This window comes from Flavobacterium magnesitis, from assembly GCF_041729735.1.
Taxonomy (GTDB): domain Bacteria; phylum Bacteroidota; class Bacteroidia; order Flavobacteriales; family Flavobacteriaceae; genus Flavobacterium; species Flavobacterium magnesitis.
Genome location: NZ_JBCFQK010000017.1, coordinates 1 through 21,561, shown reverse-complemented (window position 1 = coordinate 21,561; position 21,561 = coordinate 1). Strand labels below are relative to the sequence as shown.

At 33.6% G+C, this 21,561-nt stretch carries 20 protein-coding genes and 1 tRNA gene; 16 read left to right on the top strand and 5 right to left on the bottom strand.

Annotation, left to right across the window (positions count from 1 at the left end):
• Positions 1-16: 16 nt before the first annotated feature.
• From AAGV33_RS11770 to rpoN, 8 genes are all read left to right on the top strand, one after another.
• Positions 17-856: a mechanosensitive ion channel family protein gene (locus tag AAGV33_RS11770; RefSeq protein WP_373392218.1), complete on the top strand. Its 840-nt coding sequence runs from the start codon at positions 17-19 to the stop codon at positions 854-856.
• A gap of 139 nt (positions 857-995) precedes the next feature.
• The gene (locus tag AAGV33_RS11765; RefSeq protein ID WP_373392217.1) at positions 996-2,084 is read left to right on the top strand and encodes an MORN repeat-containing protein; all 1,089 of its coding nucleotides are present in this window, start codon (positions 996-998) and stop codon (positions 2,082-2,084) included.
• Positions 2,085-2,300: 216 nt separating this feature from the next.
• Positions 2,301-4,919: an MGH1-like glycoside hydrolase domain-containing protein gene (locus tag AAGV33_RS11760; protein ID WP_373392216.1), complete on the top strand. Its 2,619-nt coding sequence runs from the start codon at positions 2,301-2,303 to the stop codon at positions 4,917-4,919.
• A 251-nt stretch (positions 4,920-5,170) separates the two neighbouring features.
• Positions 5,171-5,863: a hypothetical protein gene (locus tag AAGV33_RS11755; protein ID WP_373392215.1), complete on the top strand. Its 693-nt coding sequence runs from the start codon at positions 5,171-5,173 to the stop codon at positions 5,861-5,863.
• A complete protein-coding gene (locus AAGV33_RS11750; protein WP_373392214.1) occupies positions 5,860-6,330 on the top strand; it encodes a hypothetical protein in 471 nt (156 codons plus the stop codon). Before AAGV33_RS11755 ends, AAGV33_RS11750 begins: the two co-directional genes overlap by 4 nt.
• Before the next feature lie 488 nt (positions 6,331-6,818).
• Positions 6,819-8,252 (top strand): asparagine--tRNA ligase, encoded by a 1,434-nt coding sequence (gene asnS, locus AAGV33_RS11745; RefSeq protein ID WP_373392213.1) that lies wholly within the window; start codon positions 6,819-6,821, stop codon positions 8,250-8,252.
• Between the two features lie 179 nt (positions 8,253-8,431).
• The gene (locus tag AAGV33_RS11740) at positions 8,432-8,827 is read left to right on the top strand and encodes a GxxExxY protein (RefSeq protein WP_373392212.1); all 396 of its coding nucleotides are present in this window, start codon (positions 8,432-8,434) and stop codon (positions 8,825-8,827) included.
• Positions 8,828-8,878: 51 nt separating this feature from the next.
• Positions 8,879-10,339, top strand: coding sequence for an RNA polymerase factor sigma-54 (gene rpoN, locus AAGV33_RS11735; protein WP_373392211.1), 1,461 nt, complete (start codon positions 8,879-8,881; stop codon positions 10,337-10,339).
• 76 nt (positions 10,340-10,415) lie between these two features.
• Here rpoN and AAGV33_RS11730 read toward each other — a convergent pair whose 3' ends face one another.
• Positions 10,416-10,835: a YMGG-like glycine zipper-containing protein gene (locus AAGV33_RS11730; protein ID WP_373392210.1), complete on the bottom strand. Its 420-nt coding sequence runs from the start codon at positions 10,833-10,835 to the stop codon at positions 10,416-10,418.
• A gap of 124 nt (positions 10,836-10,959) precedes the next feature.
• Entirely contained in the window at positions 10,960-11,550 is a 591-nt protein-coding gene (locus AAGV33_RS11725) for a thymidine kinase (RefSeq protein WP_373392209.1), read from the bottom strand.
• Between the two features lie 215 nt (positions 11,551-11,765).
• On the opposite strand from AAGV33_RS11725, the gene AAGV33_RS11720 reads away from it, so the two are divergent.
• The 7 genes from AAGV33_RS11720 (at position 11,766) to AAGV33_RS11690 (ending at position 18,678) form a co-directional block, all read left to right on the top strand.
• A complete protein-coding gene (locus AAGV33_RS11720; protein WP_373392208.1) occupies positions 11,766-12,797 on the top strand; it encodes a hypothetical protein in 1,032 nt (343 codons plus the stop codon).
• 34 nt (positions 12,798-12,831) lie between these two features.
• Positions 12,832-13,554, top strand: a complete 723-nt coding sequence (gene rsmI, locus AAGV33_RS11715; RefSeq protein ID WP_373392207.1) for a 16S rRNA (cytidine(1402)-2'-O)-methyltransferase — start codon at positions 12,832-12,834, stop codon at positions 13,552-13,554.
• Between the two features lie 72 nt (positions 13,555-13,626).
• Entirely contained in the window at positions 13,627-13,971 is a 345-nt protein-coding gene (locus AAGV33_RS11710; protein WP_373392206.1) for a HopJ type III effector protein, read from the top strand.
• An 84-nt stretch (positions 13,972-14,055) separates the two neighbouring features.
• Positions 14,056-15,744 carry a single-stranded-DNA-specific exonuclease RecJ gene (gene recJ, locus AAGV33_RS11705; protein WP_373392205.1) on the top strand — a complete coding sequence of 563 codons (1,689 nt, stop codon included), beginning with the start codon at positions 14,056-14,058 and terminating at the stop codon, positions 15,742-15,744.
• Entirely contained in the window at positions 15,744-17,027 is a 1,284-nt protein-coding gene (locus tag AAGV33_RS11700) for an MFS transporter (protein WP_373392204.1), read from the top strand. Before recJ ends, AAGV33_RS11700 begins: the two co-directional genes overlap by 1 nt.
• Before the next feature lie 163 nt (positions 17,028-17,190).
• Entirely contained in the window at positions 17,191-18,231 is a 1,041-nt protein-coding gene (locus AAGV33_RS11695; protein WP_373392203.1) for a glycosyltransferase family 9 protein, read from the top strand.
• 90 nt (positions 18,232-18,321) lie between these two features.
• Positions 18,322-18,678 carry a hypothetical protein gene (locus tag AAGV33_RS11690; protein WP_373392202.1) on the top strand — a complete coding sequence of 119 codons (357 nt, stop codon included), beginning with the start codon at positions 18,322-18,324 and terminating at the stop codon, positions 18,676-18,678.
• Here the strand turns inward: AAGV33_RS11690 and AAGV33_RS11685 are convergent.
• The 3 genes from AAGV33_RS11685 to AAGV33_RS11675 all read right to left on the bottom strand — a co-directional run bounded on the left by AAGV33_RS11685 (position 18,675) and on the right by AAGV33_RS11675 (position 20,924).
• The gene (locus AAGV33_RS11685; RefSeq protein WP_373392201.1) at positions 18,675-19,418 is read right to left on the bottom strand and encodes a UDP-2,3-diacylglucosamine diphosphatase; all 744 of its coding nucleotides are present in this window, start codon (positions 19,416-19,418) and stop codon (positions 18,675-18,677) included. The two genes, AAGV33_RS11690 and AAGV33_RS11685, sit on opposite strands and share 4 nt — an antisense overlap.
• 34 nt (positions 19,419-19,452) lie before the next feature.
• Complete coding sequence (locus tag AAGV33_RS11680) at positions 19,453-19,905, bottom strand: 6-pyruvoyl trahydropterin synthase family protein (protein ID WP_373392200.1); 453 nt, start codon at positions 19,903-19,905, stop codon at positions 19,453-19,455.
• Positions 19,906-20,153: 248 nt separating this feature from the next.
• A complete protein-coding gene (locus tag AAGV33_RS11675) occupies positions 20,154-20,924 on the bottom strand; it encodes an enoyl-CoA hydratase/isomerase family protein (RefSeq protein ID WP_373392199.1) in 771 nt (256 codons plus the stop codon).
• Between the two features lie 104 nt (positions 20,925-21,028).
• Here AAGV33_RS11675 and AAGV33_RS11670 point away from each other — a divergent pair.
• Positions 21,029-21,102: transfer RNA gene (locus tag AAGV33_RS11670), tRNA-Ala, on the top strand.
• Positions 21,103-21,561: the final 459 nt, after the last annotated feature.

The window sequence follows — 21,561 nt, the reverse complement described above, 5'->3', positions numbered from 1 at the left end:
ATAAAATTAAATTAAAATGGCAATAGATCAACACGTTACATTAGTAAATAAATACATAGAAAAAACAATCGATTTTGGTTTTGAATTCGCACCTAAATTATTGGGCGGACTCATTGTTTTGATTATCGGTTTGTGGTTTACAGGAATGGTCACTAAAGCTGTAGGACGCTCATTAGAGAAATCAAAAATTGATCAATCACTAGTTCCTTTCTTAAAAAGTTTGACAAACATTACCTTGAAAGTTTTGGTTGTTATTACGGTTATGGGTATTATTGGTATCCAAATGACTTCGTTTGTAGCTATTCTGGGTGCGGCTGGTCTTGCCGTTGGTATGGCGCTATCGGGCACGCTTCAAAATTTTGCTGGAGGAATTATAATTTTAATTCTAAAACCATTTAAAATTGGTGATTTTATAGAAGCACAAGGGTTTACAGGAACAGTAAAAGAAATCAGCATTTTTTCGACCATGCTAAATACTCCAGACAAAAAATTAGTTATTATTCCTAACGGGCCGCTTTCTACAGGTGCTTTGATTAATTATTCAGCTGAGCCAACACGAAGAGTAGATTGGACATTCGGAATTGCTTATGGTGATGATGTAGAAAATTTTAAAAGAGCTCTTAATGATTTTATTGCCCAAGACGATCGAATTTTAAAAGATCCTGCTCCTTTTATAGGACTTTCGGCACTAGCAGATAGTTCAGTTAATTTTACCGTAAGAGTATGGGTAGATGGTCCTGATTATTGGAACGTATTTTTTGACATGAATGAAAAAGTATATACTAAATTTACTGATTACAACCTTAACATTCCATTTCCCCAAGTGGATTTTAATGTTAGAAACTTCAAATTATAATTTATTTAAAATCTTATCACAAATATATGAACTTCCCTCTTTTTAAGACGGGAAGTTTTTTATTTAAAAATAGTTTTTTCTTACAAACAAAACTTAAAATTAATATATTTGGAATTGATTACTATAAAACCAACTCCAAATGACCAAAAATTTAATCTTCCTATTTCTATTAGTTAGCTTCATTTGCAATGCGCAAAACACTGTAAATGAAAAAACAGCGCTTACTACCACTGAAAACGACTCTATATTAATTTGTCCTTTTCCAAAAAATTGTGGTTATTATAAAGGTGAAATCGAATATGATGGGATTATCAGAAAAGCAAACGGTAAAGGCATAGCTAATTTGAGTCAAGGAATAGCCGAAGGAAATTGGAAAAACAATCGACTGGATGGATATGGATCTTTTCATGTTAAACAAGTATATAAATATACAGGAGAATTTAAAGACGGTCGTTTTTGCGGACAAGGCTCAATGACTTATAACAATGGCTCTAAATATGTTGGCGAATGGAAAGACAACAAATTTAACGGTAAAGGAACTATGACTTATGCAAATGGAGCCAAATATATTGGCAATTGGAAAGAATATAGATTCGATGGCCTTGGTACTTTTTATATTCCAAATGGACAGAAATTTGCTTTCGAATGGACGGATCAAAACACAAAAGAGCAAAGATTCATAACTTATGCAAAAGATTTAAAATACTCTGGAAAATTCAAATTGAAAGACAACAAATTTAATGGTCAAGGAACCCGAATATACGAAAGTGGAAATATTTATACAGGTGGATTCAAAGAAGGGAAATTGAATGGTCAAGGAACACAAATTTATCCAGATAGCTCTAATTATAGTGGTCAATGGAAAGAAGACAAATTTGAAGGCAAAGGAACGCTTATAAACATTAGTGAAAAATATAATTATGCAGGCGATTGGAAAGATGGCAGAATGAATGGTCAAGGAACTATCGACTATACAAATGGTGAAAAATATTCTGGGGAATGGAAGAATGGAAGTAGAACTGGACAAGGAACTTATACTTGGCCCAATGGTGATAAATATGTCGGTTTGTTTTTAAACTTCAAACAAAATGGACAAGGTACAATGACTTATGTAAATGGAGAAAAATTTGTTGGCGAATGGAAAGATAGGAAAGAATTTAATGGAATTATTTATAATAGCAATGGAACTAAAAAATCCAACTACAAAGATGGTGTCCTAATAGAATAAAACGGATACTACTTCATCAAAAAAATAACATATTTTTTTTCGATAAACAAAAAGATTCTTAACAATACCAACAATTAGGCAATACTTCTTCACCAAATGGGCAGATGTGGAAAAAAATCTTATTTTTACTAAAGACCACTTAGAAAAATTACATTAAAATGAGTTTTTAAAAACTGGTCTCAATATTAATAATACCACTAACTAGTACAAAACAACATGGGGAATACCAATTCGGAAAAAGAAAAATTAGCCGTTGCTAATAACTACAAAAATTGGAAAAAATGGGGACCATATTTGGCCGAAAGACAATGGGGAACCGTTCGCGAAGATTACAGTCAACATGGAGAAGCATGGGAATACATCGACCATGACAAAGCACGAAGCAATGCCTACAGATGGGGAGAAGAAGGAATTGGTGGTTTTTGCGATTCTCGAGAGATTTTGTGTTTGGCACCTGCTTTTTGGAATGGCAAAGATCCTATCCTAAAAGAACGTTTATTTGGACTTACCAACAATCAGGGAAATCATGGTGAAGACGTTAAAGAACTCTACTTTCATCAACTTTCTACGCCTACACACACTTACAACAAATACCTTTACAAATATCCACAAAACGAATTTCCATATACCGATTTAGTCAACAACAATAGGAGAAGTCGGGAAGAAACCGAATTTGAATTACTAGACAGCAATGCCTTTAAAGACAATGCTTATTTTGATTGTTATATCGAATATGCCAAAGCTGGTATTGATGATATATTGATGAAAATTACCGTGGTTAATAGAGCTTCAACTGATGCCAGTATCCACGTTTTGCCACATATTTGGTTTCGTAATTTCTGGAAACACAACACCAGACATCCACGTCCTAATATGGAATCTGTTGCTAATAATGTGATACTTACTAAAAGCAGCAGAAATGGAGACTATTACTTCTATCATCAACATGGCGAACAGTTATTTTGCGAAAATGAAACCAATAACGAACGTATTTACAATGTTCCTAGCGAATATGAATATGTTAAAGACGGAATTAACAATCACGTTGTAAATGGCGAATCGACTGTAAATCCTAACAAAATTGGGACTAAAGCAGCCATTTGGTACAAATTCGATTTAAAAGCTGGCGAAGAAAAAAGCATTAACCTCCGTTTAAGTAATATTGCCTTAGAAAACCCTTGGGCAGATTTTGAAATGTTATTTGAACAAAAAAAACAGGAATGTGAAGCTTTTTATAACGAAACCATAAACGAAAAAATCCCCGAAGCACATCGCGCGATTGCAAAAAGTGCGTTTTCAGGTTTGTTGTGGACAAAGCAATTCTATTATTTTAATATCCACAAATGGCTGTTTGGTGGAACCGAAGAAACACCAGCAAACAGAACGAATCCACGCAATTTTAGTTGGCAACATCTTAATAACCGACACATTATTTCCATGCCCGACAAATGGGAATATCCTTGGTATGCCGCATGGGATTTGGCTTTTCACATGGCGTCTTTTGTAGAAATCGATCCTTATTTTGCTAAACAACAATTGCTGTTAGTTTTACAAGAAAGTTATATGCATCCTAATGGTCAAATTCCTGCTTACGAATGGAATTTTAGCGATGTAAATCCACCTGTTCATTCCTGGGCAGTTTGGCATGTTTACGAAAAAGACAAAGTTCGTACTGGCAAAGCCGATACTCCATTTCTGGAAAAAGCATTCCAAAAACTGCTTATCAATTTCACCTGGTGGGTAAACCAAAAAGATACCAGTGGTACCGATTTATTTGAAGGTGGATTTTTAGGTTTGGATAACATTGGAGTTTTCGACCGCAATCACATGCCTGAAGGAATTAAAAAAATGCAACAAGCCGATGCGACAAGCTGGATGGCTATGTTTTCGTTGAATATGCTTCGAATGTCACTCGAATTGGCAAAAACCAACAAAATCTACGAAGAAGTATCTGCTAAGTTTTTCCGTCACTTTTTGAATATTGCCTGGGCGATGCATCACATTGGTAAAAAAGACATTTCACTTTGGGATGACGAAGACAATTTCTATTATGATGTTGTCGAAATGTCAAATGGTAAAACGGAGCGTTTGAGAGTTCGCTCATTAGTGGGTGTAATTCCAATGTTTGCAGTCGAAATAATGCACAAAGATTTATTTGATGAATTAAAAGATTTTAGAAGACGGGCGAACGAAATTATAAGAACACGTCCCGACTTAGCCTCGTTAATTTCTAATTTAGATAAATTCAACGAAGATGGCAATTTTCTATTCTCCATCATGCGCGGTTTTAGATTAGAACATTTGTTAAAACGCTTGCTGGATGAAAATGAGTTCTTATCCGAGTTTGGAATTCGTTCACTTTCTAAGTTCCACAAAGACCATCCTTTTGTATTTAATAATTCGCACCAAATTCAGTATGAACCTGGCGAAAGTCGTTCGGCTATGTTTGGCGGAAATTCAAACTGGCGAGGCCCTATCTGGATGCCATTAAATTATATGATTATTCAATCGTTGCGAAAATATTACACTTTTTACGGTCCAACTTATGTGTATGAATTCCCAACGGGTTCTGGAAATAAACTAAACCTAAAAGAAATTGCAAACGAACTGAGCAAACGACTCATCAAACTCTTTGAAAGAAACGAAGAAGGTAAATTTCAATACCATGCTGACGACCATGAAAAGCATTTTGCCAAAGACGAACATTTTAGAAACGAGCACTTCTTCTATGAATTTTTTGATGGTGACAATGGTAAAGGACTCGGTGCTTCCCATCAAACAGGATGGACGGCGCTTATTGCTAATTTAATTCTGGAATTAGAAGATAATAGTTAAAATTAATATTTGTGAAATACTTAAAATCCTATCTCTTTTTCAGGAATGAGATAGGATTTTTTGTTTTTGAAGCGGTAATTTTGAGATTTTTAAAAAGAGTGAGTCAAGTTAGCAGTTAGAGTAAGAAAATTCCGTTTTATAAAAAAATTTAATATATTTGAGAAAAACAATACTAAACAAAACCTCACATACAACACTAAATATCAATAAATTAATTTCATTTATAAATGATTTAGTAGTTATCTATAAAAATGAGAAAACATAAAAAAAAATATTATTTAGCAGGATTAATTAGCATCATAATGCTTCCTATTATGTGCATTATATACTTGAAACATATAGATGCTTTTACCACCTATGGATCATTAAGTTTATCTGTTTGGAATGGTACAGATTTTAAAGAGGAAACTACAAATTTTTTAAATTCAAAGAAGTTCGCAGTTGTAAATATAACCGGTGATTTAGGGTCTGATACAGCAAAATTAAAAATTGCTCAAGAAAGTGTGAAACAAATAATTTTAACTAAGGATTCAATAAAAGGAATAAAATTTCATTTCGAAAAAAAATCACAATATTGGTCTTACATTAGAGTTATCGACATTTTAAATACAGAAAAAGCTTCCACTTTCTTAACATATAAAAATGACATCTGGTTTGCTAATCCAAGAATACCGAAACCTGATAAAAATTTAAAAGAGATAAAACCCTTTATTTGTATTTCAGGTAGATTACAAAATGAATATCTTGAGAGAGTACAAAATGAATATCTCGAAAAAAATAAATATAAAATATTTTACCAAAAAGTAATAGAATTTTCTAAAAAATATTATTTACCAATAATAGCCTATGTTTTTATGGTGTTTTTTACATTAAGAAGATTAGTAAACGAAAAAAAAGCATCTGCTAACACAACAACACAGAAAAACAAAATAGATAAAATATGAAGCATAAATTTCAACTACTAGACTTTCCAAATTCTAATTTTGAAATAGAAACATCAATCTGGACAGGAAAATCAAAATTACTAAAAGACAATGTTCAAGTTGAGCAATCAAAGGAAAAAGGCAGACCATTTCTTATACCTAATGGAACTAGCGACTTAATCAAAGCATTTCCCAAACAATCATTTCCTGACTTTATTCCAACTTTAGAAATAAATGGAGTTAAAAATCAAATAGTAGAAAAACTTAAATGGTTTCAATATGTTTTAGGTGGATTACCAATTATATTATTATTTGCAGGAGGTGCAATTGGAGGTGCAATTGGTGTTGTTGGTGCAATTACGAATTTTAATATTTTTAGAGAAGAAGGTTCAGAGGCCTCAAAATATTTGAAGGTGACAGGAGTTGTATTAGCAACATTTACACTTTACTTTGTTATTGTAACATTTTTTTCGATATTAATAAAATAGGAATTTGACCAACTGGTGCTCGATTGCATCGAGTACCTACTCCAATTAAAAGAAAAATCGAAGCGTTTGTAACGCGCATAATCAAAACAAAAACAACCAGAAATATTATATCGAGACCTACGCATTCCCACAAATTACCGTCAATTGTGGATGGATTAAAATCCATCCCTACAAAATATGCCGAGCCTACGGCTCTTTGACACGCTTCTATAAAATGAATTGAATTTCTATACCAGATTTAGACAATAAAGTTCCGTAGGAACGACGCATTTTGTAGCCCCGAAATTTATTTCGGGGTAAAATAGTTGATATTCATTAGAAAGTCCCGTAGGGACGATACATAAATCTTTAGTAAATTCAATTTGTTAATTAAAAAATCACAATGACTGCACCTGAATAGACTCTTTCCTGCAATGGCATTTACAAACAAATCCTTTATATTTGCAATTAAGAACAAGAGGAATTTTAAAATTAACTCTATACGCAAAATGAGGCATACCAAAGTTAAAGACTTACTAAATAGTACCACGACGCTTCAGGAAGTAAATGCAAAAGGTTGGGTGAGAACTTTTAGAAACAACCAATTTATTGCTTTGAATGATGGTTCTACCATTAACAACATTCAATGTGTAGTCGATTTTGAAAATACTGCTGACGAAATTTTAAAAAGAATCACTACCGGAGCTGCGGTTTCGGTAACTGGAACTTTGGTTGAGAGTAAGGGATCAGGACAAAAATATGAAATTCAGGTAGCGAAATTAGAAATTCTTGGAGATTCAGATCCCGAGAAGTTCCCAATGCAACCTAAAAAACATTCGCTGGAATTCCTGCGTGAAAATGCACATTTGCGTGTAAGAACGAATGCTTTTGGTGCAATTATGCGTATTCGTTCGGTATTATCCTTTGCGGTGCACAACTATTTTCAGCAAAAAGGTTTTGTATATGTGAATACGCCAATTATCACTGGAGCTGATGCCGAAGGAGCTGGAGAAATGTTTCAGGTGACTTCGTTGCCATTGGACAATTTGCCAAAAAATGAAGAAGGAAACATTGATTACAAGAAAGATTTCTTCGGAAAACATACTAATTTAACGGTTTCTGGACAACTGGAAGGCGAAACTTTTGCCATGGCTTTGGGACAAATTTATACTTTTGGACCAACGTTTAGAGCAGAAAACTCCAATACTTCTCGCCATTTGGCAGAATTCTGGATGATCGAGCCGGAAGTGGCTTTCAATGATTTGGATGACAATATGGATTTGGCTGAAGATTTTATTCAGTACGTAATCAAATATGCTTTGGATAATTGTGGAGACGATTTGAAGTTTTTAGAAGGAAGACTTTTAGAAGAAGAAAAATCAAAACCTCAGGCGGAAAGAAGCGAAATGACTTTGCTGGAGAAACTGAATTTTGTTTTAGAAAACAATTTCAAACGTGTTTCTTATACGGAAGCCATTGACATCTTGAGAGAATCGACTCCAAATAAAAAGAAAAAATTCAGTTATATTATCAAGGAATGGGGTGCCGATTTACAATCGGAACACGAGCGCTATTTGGTAGAAAAACACTTTAAATGTCCGGTAATTTTGTTTGATTATCCGGCAAATATTAAAGCGTTTTACATGCGTTTGAACGAAGACGGAAAAACCGTTCGTGCCATGGATATTCTTTTTCCAGGAATTGGAGAAATTGTAGGAGGTTCACAAAGAGAAGAGCGTTTTGATGTTTTGGTCGAAAAAATGAAGGCTTTAGGAATTGACGAAAAAGAATTATCATGGTATTTAGATACCCGAAGATTCGGTTCGGCAACACATTCTGGTTTTGGACTTGGATTTGAAAGATTAGTACTTTTTGTAACCGGAATGTCCAATATTCGTGATGTAATTCCGTTTCCTAGAACACCAATGAATGCAGAGTTTTAATTCTCGCTGCGAAGTTTTTTTAAAATATTTGCCACAAAGGCACTAAGTCTCAAAGTTTTTTTAAATAATAATTAAAAAAAAGCCAGAAGATGCAAAGGCACTAAAAAAAAAATCAACGATATTACATTAATAAAATAATTTACAACTTGGCGCCTTTGCGTCTTAGCGGCAATTAAAACATGATTACAGAAAAAACCGAAGCCATTGCAAAAATTGTTGTTAATTCTGCATTCAAAGTTCATAAAGAACTTGGGCCAGGTTTGCTGGAAAGGGTTTATGAAATATGTTTGGCTCATGAAATCAGAAAAGCGGGACTAGATGTAAAAAGACAGATTGATATTCCAATTGTTTATGATGGTATTGAATTCAGTGAAGGTTTACGATTGGATTTATTAATTGAAGATTGTATCATTATAGAAGTAAAAGCAGTCGAACAAATAAATCCCGTTTGGGACGCTCAAATTATAAGCCATTTGAAATTATTAAATAAAGATTTGGGTTTTTTAATTAATTTTAATGTACCTCTTATAAAAAGTGGTATCCGAAGATTTATCAATACAAAAAAGAATTATTAAAAACCTTTGTGACTTTACGCCTTCGTGGCAATAAAAAAATAGTGCCTTATTATGCTAAAGCAATTCTTAAATTTAAAATTATCCCAGAAATTATCTCCACAGCAAATTCAGCTGATGAAGTTAATTCAATTGCCTACGCAAGCTTTTGAACAACGTCTTTTAGAAGAAATGAATGAAAATCCAGCCTTAGAAACTGGAAAAGAAGATGAGGAATACGAAAAAGACGAGTTTGAAAATGATGATTATGACGATTTCGATGACTCTGAAAGCATTGATGCCGACGACATCAACATCGACGAATATTTAAGTGACGATGACACGCCTGATTATAAAACCCAGGCAAATAATTACAGCGATGACGATGAAGCTCGCGAATCGCCACTGGCGGCACCAATCAGTTTTCATCAGGATTTAATCAACCAACTCAATACTTTTATCTTAGACGATCACGAAAGAGAGATTGCTGAATTTCTTGTAGGCAGTATTGACGATATGGGTTATATCCGCAGAAGTATTCCTGATATTGTGGATGATATGGCATTTACCCAAGCTATTTATACGGATGAATACATGGTAGAACGCATGTTGCAAGTTATTCATCAATTAGAACCTTCTGGTGTAGGTGCCCGCGATTTACAAGAATGTCTTTTATTACAACTAAAACATAAAACTCCGACGGATTCGGTTGAATTGGCTGCCGATATTATCGAAAATCAATTTGATGCTTTTACTAAAAAACATTACGATAAACTGATTCAGAAATACAACATTTCGAATGAACACCTTAAAAAAGCGGTTTTTGAAATAGAAAAACTCAATCCCAAACCAGGAGGAGGTTTTACAGGAAATAACAAAATAACTGAAAATGTTGTTCCCGATTTTGCTATTCGAATTGTTGATAATGAATTAGAATTAAGCCTGAACGGAAGAAATGCGCCTTCGCTACACGTTTCTAAGGATTATCAGGAAATGATGCAAACCTACAAGGCTTCGAGGGATAAATCAAATTCTCAAAAAGAAGCAGTTCAGTTTATAAAACAAAAATTAGATTCTGCCAAATGGTTTATTGATGCTATCAAACAACGCCAAGAAACACTTTTTGTGACCATGAACGCCATTATGCATTATCAGGAAGAATATTTCCTTGATGGCGACGAAACCAAATTGAAACCGATGATTTTAAAAGACATTGCCGATATTGTTGGTCTTGACATTTCAACAGTTTCTCGTGTTGCTAACAGTAAATATGTAGAAACGCCTTATGGTACAAAATTAATTAAGGAATTTTTCTCAGAAGCCATGAAAAATGATCAGGGTGAAGATGTTTCGACATTGGAAATCAAAAAAATACTTCAAAATATTATTGAAGAAGAAGATAAGAAAAAACCACTTCCTGATGATCAGCTAGCCGAATTATTAAAAGAAAAAGGCTATCCAATTGCCAGAAGAACTATTGCTAAATACCGTGAACAACTGGATATTCCTGTAGCAAGAATGCGAAAAAAGATATAAGTATTCACCTTTCCGAAAATAGAAAAAGGCTGTTTCAAATTCATGAAACAGCCTTTTTTTATAATAAAAAATTAATTTATTCTTTCTTCTTACCATCAATGATAGCTCCTGTTCCAGCACCAACACCGGCACCAGCTAAACCACCAATAATTGCACCTGTTCCTTTTTTCTTGCTAACAATTGCACCTGTAGCCGCACCTACACCAGCACCAATAACGGCACCTTTAGCAGTACTACTCCATTTCTTTTTTGCTGCTGGAGCTGGAGCAGCTTGAGTTGTTGTGTGGTTAACCACCGTTACCTCTTTTTCTTTAGCCGCTGTTTCCGCTTCTTGTTTTGCCATTTCTATTTTCATGGAGTCAATCGCTTTTTGTTTCACCATTTCCATTTTCATAGAATCAATTTTAACTTGGCTATCATCCATAACTCCTGCTGTTTCTGCTTTTTTACAAGAAACAATCATTAAAGAAGCTAACATTACATAAATATATTTCATGACTTTTTAATTTTAAATATTAATATGCAACAAATATACGACCAACACAAGTGAATCCGATTTATATAATTCTGTTAATTTATTATAAAATTCTAATTACCAAAACAAACTAACAGTCAACAAGTTAAACTTCGCTGTTTTTTTGCATCGCTTCAAAATAAGCCGCTCTACTTAAAGGTTCGTACTCTTCAGTCTCACCTAATAGTACTAATTTGTCATTTGCGGTTTTTCTAAAACTAAAATGTGCTAAGTTTCCCGTTCTGGTACACACCGCATGAACCTTGGTAACATATTCGGCTGTCGCCATCAAAGCAGGCATGGGACCAAAAGGATTTCCTTTAAAATCCATATCTAATCCTGCAACTATTACTCGAATGCCTTGGTTGGCTAAATTATTACAAACTGTTACAATTTCGTCGTCAAAAAATTGTGCTTCATCAATCCCAACCACATCGCAACCTTGTGCCAAAATAGCAATATTTGCCGCAGCAGGAACTGGTGTCGAACGAATTTCATTGGCATCGTGAGAAACCACCATATCTTGATGATAGCGGGTATCAACCTCTGGTTTGAAAATTTCTATTTTTTGCTTAGCGAATTGTGCTCTTTTTAATCGGCGAATCAATTCTTCTGTTTTACCCGAAAACATCGAACCGCAAATAACTTCAATCCAACCAAATTGCTCTTTATGATTTACTGTATTTTCGAGAAACATTTTGTATTTTTCTAACTTAAAAAATGAATAGTTTTTATTACTTTGTAAACTTATAAATCGGCTTAAGATTTTATACTTTTACACTTTCTCAAAAGTAGAAAATTTTTAGCAATTTGGAGGTTTATGAGTACTTAATTAAAAGTAATCTCAAAAATCCTTCTGCATTCAACAAACAAAAAGTCATTCGCCAAAATACATACTATAATTTAATCATTATGAAAAAAAGATTAGAAGCCGATTTAATTAGCATCGCTCATAGAATATTACAAATCAAGGATAAATCTGATGTCAATCAATTGTATTTGGAAACCCAAAAACTTTATGAAAAACTGTCTGTTTTAAAATTTGTAGAAGAGAATTACAGCGATGTAAGACCTACAATTGGTAACTACAGCGAAATTGAAAAAGAAATCGAAAATTTTTATGATGAAGAAGCTTTGTTGCCTGTTGAAACGGAAATAGAAATGAACGAAAGTAATATGTTTCAGGATGTGGAAACCGATGAACCTATTGCCGAAAAAGAAGAAACAGAAGCCGAAGCAATAGTTGAATCTGAAACAAGTATTGAAGAAGAAACTACCGATGAGGAAATTGTAGCTGACGAAAATGATGATGATGAATTAGTTTCTGTGGAAGAAACGGAAACCGAAGACAACAATATTGAATTTCATGAATCAGAACCTGAAATTGAGGAAGATGAAGAGGAAGAAAAAGCTGAAGTAAAAGAAGATGAGGAATTCAAGGCTGCATTTGAATTAACAGAAGAAGCTGAAGACGAAGAAAAAGAAGAGAAACAAGAGGAAGAGGTTAAAAAAACTGAAACTGTACAAATTTCATTTGAAGATTTATTAGGCTTAAGTTATAGCGAACCTGAATTTGTAAAAGTAGATGACGTTCCTGCTCCCGCAAAAGAGATTGTTTTTGAACCAATCAAACCAGCAGAAACTCCAGTACAAAAAGCTGTTGAAACCGCTGAGAAAGCAACTCCAAAAAAGGTTTCCTTAAATGATAAATTATCCAAAGGAATCGAAATCGATTTGAATGATCGTATTGCATTTGTAAAACATCTTTTTGGCAACAGCAATGAAGATTACAATCGTGTGATGAATCAATTGATTACCTATGATAATTTTTTCGAAACCAAAAGTTTCATAGACGAAATGGTAAAACCCGATTACAACAACTGGGAAGGAAAAGAAGAATATGAAGAACGTTTTATGGAAATTATTGAGAAAAAATTCCTTTAAAAACATAAACAACAATCGCTGCTTAAACTAATTTATGTCAAAATTATATATCGTTCCCACGCCAATAGGAAACCTCGAAGACATGACTTTTAGAGCCATTCGGATTCTAAAAGAAGCCGATTTGATTCTTGCCGAAGACACGCGTACCAGTGGAAAACTCTTAAAGCATTTTGAGATAAGCACCCACATGCACAGTCATCACATGCACAACGAGCACAAAACCATCGAAAATGTAATTTCCCGACTCAAAGCTGGCGAAAATATTGCATTGATTTCTGATGCCGGAACACCTGCTATTTCCGATCCTGGTTTTTTATTAACACGTGCCTGTGTCGAAAACGGAATTGCTGTAGAATGTCTTCCAGGCGCTACCGCATTTGTTCCTGCTCTGGTGAATAGCGGATTACCAAATGACAAATTTGTTTTCGAAGGTTTTTTACCTGAAAAAAAAGGGCGTCAAACCCGATATTTAGAACTAGCCGAAGAAACCAGAACCATGATTCTGTATGTTTCCCCACATAAATTAGTAAAAACATTAGCAGAATTTGTGACTTATTTTGGCGAAGACCGACAAATATGTGTTTCTAGAGAACTCTCAAAATTACACGAAGAAAACCGCCGAGGAACCGCAAAAGAAGTATTAGCTCACTTTGAAAAAACTGCTCCTCGTGGTGAAATTGTTGTAGTTGTTGCTGGAAAAACCATCGTTAAAGAGCCTAAGAAAAGTAAATTTTCGAAAGAAGAAGAAAAAGAATAATAAAAATTTAACCCCAGATTAAAAATCCTTAAAATCTTTTTTAATCTGTGGCAAAAAATAAAATTTAAAATCATGAGCATTCAAGCCTTTTTAGAAAAATTAAAAGAAACACCAGAAGCAATCACTTTTCCTGAAACTATTGCTGTTATTGAAGAAAATTACAACTTTACTCCTACCGCTTTTCAAAATGGAGATACTCATAATGCTGCAGGAACAAACTCAGGTTCTTGTAAATTATTTGCTTTTGCTCAATTACAAAACTTATCTCAAGCTGAAACCTTATTTTGTTTTGGTGCATTTTACCAAGATGAAGTATTAGGCGATCCAGAAGGAACGAATCATCAAAATATTAGAAACTTTATGATTCACGGTTGGGACGGAATCGAATTTGAAGGAACTGCTTTAGAGTTGAAATAAATTATTTAAGATTTTCAATTAACGATTTTGATTTCAGATATAAAATCAAAAATCGTTAATCGACATTCAAAAATCACAAATCAAATGCGTTGGACTCTTAGACCCAAACCTTCGGAAGACAAAATCAAACATTTAGCACAAGCCTTAAATGTAGAAGATTTTGTTGCCCAACTTTTAGTACAACGCGGAATTGAAACTTTTGAAGAAGCCAAACATTTTTTTCGTCCTTCGTTAGAACATTTGCATGATCCTTATTTGATGAGAGATATGGAAAAGGCAATTGAACGCATAGAAAACGCCATTGAAAACCAAGAATGCATATTGGTTTTTGGCGATTATGATGTTGATGGAACTACAGCTGTTTCACTTGTTTCATCCTATTTAAAAAGTTTTTATCCCAATGTTGCCACTTATATTCCAGATCGTTATGACGAAGGCTATGGGGTTTCCTTTAAAGGAATTGACTTTGCTGATGACAATGGTTTTTCATTAATAATTGCTCTGGATTGCGGAATTAAATCCATTGATCATGTGGCTTACGCCAAAGAACGTAACATTGATTTCATCATTTGCGATCACCATAGACCAGGAGAAACTTTACCTGATGCTGTTGCCATTCTCGACCCAAAAAGAAATGATTGCAACTATCCTTATGATGAATTATGTGGTTGTGGAATTGGTTTTAAACTCATTCAGGCTTTGGGTTTAAATCGAAATCAAACCATCGAAGATTTGGCTCCCTATCTTGATTTGGTTGCCACTGCCATTGCTGCTGATATTGTACCAATGACAGGTGAAAATCGAGTGTTGGCTTATTTTGGTTTACAAGTAATCAACAATAACCCAAGACCCGGAATTAAAGCTTTGGTTCATCAAATAAAGAAAAAAACATTAGATATTACCGATGTTGTTTTTATCATTGCACCTAGAATTAATGCCGCTGGACGAATCAAACACGGAAATCATGCCGTAGAATTATTAACCGAATTTGATTTTGAACAAGCACAACAATTTGCTTCTGAAATCGAAAAATACAATGCTGACCGAAAAGATTTAGACAAACAGATTACCAAAGAAGCTTTTCAGCAAATTGAAGAAAATCAGGAGCAAGAGCGTTTTACAACTGTAGTTTTTCAGGAAGATTGGCACAAAGGCGTCATCGGAATTGTAGCTTCCAGATTAATCGAAACCTATTATCGCCCGACATTGGTTTTTACCAAAAGTGGAGACAAATATGCTGCTTCGGCTCGTTCCGTAAAAGGATTTGATGTTTATAATGCTCTGGAAGCTTGTTCGGAACATTTGGAGCAATTTGGAGGACATATGTATGCTGCAGGAATGACCTTAAAAGCCGAAAATTATGCTGTTTTCAAAGAAGCTTTCGAAAAACAAGTTCAGGAGACGATTCATCCCGACCGACTTGTTCCCGAAATAGAAATTGATGCGGAAATCAATTTTTCTGATATTACACCAAAACTCACCCGAATCCTGAAACAATTTGAACCTTTTGGACCTATGAATATGACACCTGTTTTTCTAACCAAAAATGTAATTGATACAGGTTATGCAAAAAAACTAGGCTCTGGAGACGAACATTTGAAACTATTTGTAAAACAAAACAACTCTGAAGGCATTGCCGCTATAGGTTTTGGTTTAGGAAATAAAATCGATTTGACTACGAATCAAAAACCATTTCAAGCTGCTTATTGCATTGATGAAAATGAATGGAATGGGAATGTTTCAACCCAATTACGATTAAAAAGCATTCAATAATGAATCTAAAAAAAATAGGCAAAAAAGATCCATACGCTGCCTTGCGTTACAAAGAATTTAATACCTTTTTATTCCTGCGTTTTGCCATGGTATTTGCCTGGTCAATGCAATTTATAGTAATCGAATGGCAAGTATATAGCATTACCAAAGACGCTCTTTCATTAGGAATTATAGGCTTAATGGAAGTCATTCCAGCAGTTTCATTAGCCTTATTTGCAGGTCACATTGTAGACCAAAAAGAGAAAAAAGGATTATTAATGAAATGTATTTTTGGCTTCTCAGTAATTAGTTTTGGCCTTTTTCTATTGACCTGGCCAGCTGTTGTTGAAGGATATTCAAATCAAGTCATTTTATATTCTATCTATTTTCTAGTTTTTCTAGGAGGATTAGTAAGAGCTTTTCTTGGACCAACTATTTTTTCGCTTTTATCCTTACTTGTTCCAAAAAAAATCTATCCCAATGCTGCTACCTGGAGCAGTTCCGTTTGGCAAATTGCTGCGGTGGTAGGACCTGCTGTTGCAGGATTTTCCATTACATTAATTGGGGTTCATTGGTCTTTATGCTCCGTTTTTGCTTGTTCAATTATGGCTTTATTGGCTTTATCTCAAATAAGTAAAAAACCAATTATGAATCCAAAAATTGGCGAACCTGTAATGCAAAGTTTAGCCGAAGGAATCAAATTTGTTTTTAATAACAAAACCGTTTTAGGAGCAATTACACTAGACATGGTTGCCGTACTATTTGGTGGTGCGGTAGCTCTTTTACCTATTTTTGCACAAGACATTTTAAAAGTAGGACCAGAAGGTTTTGGTTTTTTGAGAGCAGCACCAGCTGTTGGAGCTTTCTTAACCATGCTCATTACAGCTTATGTTCCTTTAAGTAAAAATGCGGGAATGAAATTATTGAGTGCTATTTTTGGTTTCGGAGTATGTATTATCATTTTTGGACTTTCTACCTTATTTTGGGTTTCTCTTTTTGCTTTGTTTTTTAGTGGCGTTTTTGATGGTATTTCGGTGGTTATTCGTCAAACGATATTACAAATTAAAACGCCTGATAACATGCGTGGAAGAGTTTCAGCTGTAAATTCCATGTTTGTTGGTTCTTCAAATGAGTTAGGTGCTTTTGAAAGTGGGCTAACTGCTCGATTAATGGGAACAGTAACTGCAGTTGTTTTTGGCGGAAGCATGACGCTTCTAGTGGTTTTAACAACTGGAATCATCTCTCCTACTTTTAGAAAATTAGATTTGACTAAAGATATTGAAGAGCATGAAAATCAAGACTAAAATTCATTTCAATTTTTATAATTCTTAATTGAATTGACACACAACAAACAACGGAAAAATCTTAAAAAAATGCTTAATTGCTATGAAAAATTAATTTTTAATAAATAAATTAATATGTTTAGGTTGAATTTATAGTACTTTCAACTTTTTTAAAAGAACATATATGAGTTTCAAATCTGAAATTAATGCGGTAAGAAGAAAAATTACACGTGGTTTAACCAAAAATATTGGGAGTAATAAATTGAACCACAATCCAAATGTAGTGGTTGATTTTAAAAACATTCTTATCTCTCGTCCCAATCATCGTCTGGGAAATTTACTTCTTATCACACCATTAGTTCAAGAAATCAATAGTGTTTTTCCTGATTGTAAAATCGATTTATTTATAAAAGGGAATTTAGCTCCCATTATTTTCGAAAATTACTCATCTGTAGAAAGCTACATTGTTTTACCCAGAAAACCTTTTGATAATCTCCTAAAATATTTTCAGGTTTGGTTTAAAATCAAACAAAAAAAATATGATTTAGTCATTAATATCGATAAAGGTTCTTCTTCTGGACGTTTGTCAACACAATTGGCTAATGCTAATTTTAAGTTTTTTGGAGAATTAAATGAAGAAATTGTTCAGGAACATCCAGATTACAAGCACATGGCAAAATATCCGGTATATGAGTTTCGTCATTATTTGAATCAACTTGGACATCCACAACAACAAAAACCAGTCCCTACAATTAACATCAAGTTGAGCGATAAAGAACTTCAGGATGCAAAATTAGTATTAGAAAAAATTGTTCCTAATAATAAAAAAACAATTTCCATTTTTACTTTTGCTACAGGCGAAAAATGCTATTGCACTGATTGGTGGGATACTTTTTATGAAAAACTACTAATCTCTTTTCCAGATTATAACATTGTAGAAGTATTGCCAGTTGAAAATGTTTCTCAAATCAATTTCAAAGCGCCATCCTTTTACAGTAAAGATGTTCGCGAAATAGCTGCTTTTATTGCAAACACATCTCTTTTTATTGGTGCCGATAGTGGAATTATGCATCTGGCTTGTGCCTCACAAACTCCTGTTTTAGGCTTATTTTCTATTACAAAACCAGAAAAATATGAACCTTATGGCAACGGAAGTCAAGCTATTGAAACTAAAGTTACCAGTTTAGAATCAATGATGAATATCATAAAAAATCAGCTTGATTAACTACAGAATCATTACTGGTTTTATTTTTTATTATTTTTATTTAGAATTAATATAAATAAATAATTATATTTGTTTCATACATTAAAAATCATGGAGCAAATACAACAAATCTATCTCAATAGCCTCGGAATTACTTTTTACTGGGAAAAACAAGAAGGCATTATTCCAAACAGAGTTCAATTGATATTTAAGGAAATTGGACTGTTTTTTACTGTTGACGAATTAAACGAATTTGAATATTTAATTGACGAAAGTATTGCCAAAAACAACTGTTGTGAAGGCTGTGCTTTAAGGAATGCTAACTGTAAATTTTTATTAAAAACACCTTTGTATCAGCTTGATCTATCAGTTTCTATAGCTGAATTAAAGTTCTTAAAAGACTTGGTTAACGGAACTTTATTTAGAATAAAAATGGAAATTTACCTGAATGGAGATGGGCAAAATTAATTTTCGAATGTTTTAAGTTCAAAATTTTCTCCATCGAAAACACCATAAGTAAAATACGAAATCCAGTCGCCTAGATTGACATAGTCGGAGTTTTCTCCCACTGGATGAATCATTGGTAAATGACGGTGACCAAAAATCAAATAATTATAATGTTTGGTTTCTAATTTTCTTTTGGCATATAAAATCAGCCATTCATTGTCTTCGCCTAAAAATTTAACGTCAGATTCTCCGGAAATCAATTTGTTTTTTACCGAAAGATATTGTGCCAAACGCACGCCAATATCCGGATGAAGCCATCTAAAAAGCCATTTAGAAAACGGGTTAGTAAATACTTTTTTCATGCGTTTGTATCCTAAATCTCCAGGACCTTTTCCGTCTCCATGTCCGATAAGGAAGGTTTTTCCATTAAAAGTAAACTCTTTATTGTCATGAAAAACGGGAATATTTAGCTCTTTTTCGAAATAATCATCCATCCACAAATCATGATTTCCAACGAAGAAATAAATTGGGATTCCGCTGTCGCGAATTTCAGCCAACTTCCCTAAAACACGGACAAAACCTTTAGGAACCACGGTTTTGTATTCGAACCAAAAATCGAATAAATCACCTAAAAGAAAAATACCTTCAGCATCTTTTTTTACTTCGTCAAGCCAGGCAACAAATTTCTGTTCTCGTGGAAAACTCAATTCGGCTGTTGGTGCTCCAAAATGTTGGTCAGAAGCAAAATATACTTTTTTCATTTAGATAAACTTGGAATTTAAAAAATTGGAATTTCTACAAATTATCACTCGCAAACCATTCGGCAAACGAAGATTCTGTTTCTTGCAATTTTAAAGAGAAGAGCGTAATTCCTGCTGGTAAGCGTCCTATTATTCTTTCTGCAAAATCAACAACCATATTTTCACTAGTTGGTTGATAATCTACTAAAATTACGTGATGGCCGCGGTTTTTTAATTCTTGAGCCAACTCAACATGTGGAGTCGTTTCGTTAAAAACAGTTGCATGATCAAACTGATCTACAATCTCTTCTTTGACAATTTTTTTCAAATCCGAGAAATCGATTACCATTCCGAATTTAACATCATTACGATTGGTAATTGGCTTTCCAATAACCGTTACAGACAATTTATAACTATGACCATGTACGTTTTTACACTTTCCGTCGTAACCGTATAAGGCATGACCTGTTTCGAAACTAAATTGTTTTGTAATTCTGATATTACTCATTTTGGTTTTATTTTGACTGCAAATTTAATGAATTGATATGAGAAATAGCTTTCCTTCTATGAACTTATACAAATTGTAAAATAGAAGCTTTTGATTTTAAAACCATTTAGAAATTAAGAATCATTTAGAAATCCTGTATAAATAAGAATAAAAAAATGAATTGATTTAAGAAATAGATTTCCTATGAACTTATCCTAATTACAAGAATTGAATTTTTAATTCATTAAGATTAAAACTTATATGGTAAATCATTTACGTTTAAATTGTTCCAATGCATTTTTAGTAAAATCAGATAAAACCAATTGTCCCGTAATTGTAGCTCTTTCTAATAATAGCGATTCCCAATTTTCAGTTCCTTCCCAAATCACTTTCTTCATTTCGAATAACGCATCGGGATTATAAGCAGCTAATTTGGAAGCAAAATCAGCAATAGCACTATCTAATATTTCAGTAGTTTCAAAAACGGCAGCATACAGTCCTTTTTGTTCTGCCCAATCTGCGGATTTCCATTCATGAGCTGCTAAAGTCATTTCGGTCATCGCCGTTTTTCCAATTTTTCTGCTCACAGCTGGTTCAATTACAAAAGGACCAATTCCGATGGCTAATTCGGATAATTTTATTGAAGCAGTTACAGTTGCAAAAACATAATCGCAAGCTGCTACAATACCCACTCCTCCTCCAACTGCTTTTCCATGAATACGTCCAATAATCAGTTTAGAACAACGACGCATAGCATTAATTAAATGAGCAAAACCAGAGAAAAACTCCAATCCTTCCTCGTGATTTGAAACAGCCAAAAGTTCATCAAAAGAAGCACCAGCACAAAAAGCTACCGTTCCTTTGCTTTTTAAAACAATCGCATTAACGTCATCATTACCACTTAAATTATTAATTTCGGAAGTCAACAAATCCAATAAGGAACGTGGGAAAGAATTGCTTGCTGGATGTCCAAATTCAACGGTAGCAATATTATTTTCAATAGTTGTAATCAAGGAGCCATTAGAACTTTGCATATTCATCGAATAGTTAGTTTTTAGGTAAAGTTAAAAATATTCAACAAAAAGAATAGTTTTTTTAAAAGTTGTTTTTTGAATCCTATAAAATACTATATTTGCCAAACTTCGGGGGATTAGCTCATTTGGCTAGAGCGCTTGCCTGGCAGGCAAGAGGTGATCGGTTCGAATCCGATATTCTCCACAAAACAAATTCAGCTTATAAATCTTAATTTATAAGCTTTTTTTATGCCAAATTGGCTCTAGAAAGTAAAATTCAAATCAAATTGAAAGAAGCTCTCTATTGCTTGAATATATACTGATTCCCAAAAAGCATACAATCCAACTCTGGACTTACATAATATCTTCAAAAAACAACTGATAAAGTCATTGGTTTTACCTATCAAGAACAATAATAAATCATTATCAAACGATATTGAATTATTTTGACAACAGAAGTACTAATGCTTCAGCGAATCTTTCAATGCAAACCTGCCTGCCACAGGCAAGTAATAAAAGCTTTTAGGTCCCAATTCAGAGGTGTTAGGAATGTAGAATTTTTTCTTTTTAGACTAACTAATATATATGTTTAAATTTTGTCAATACACAGGTTTTTGTGTTGAACCCAAAAAACGATGATTGATGTAAACGAAAAAACCCTATT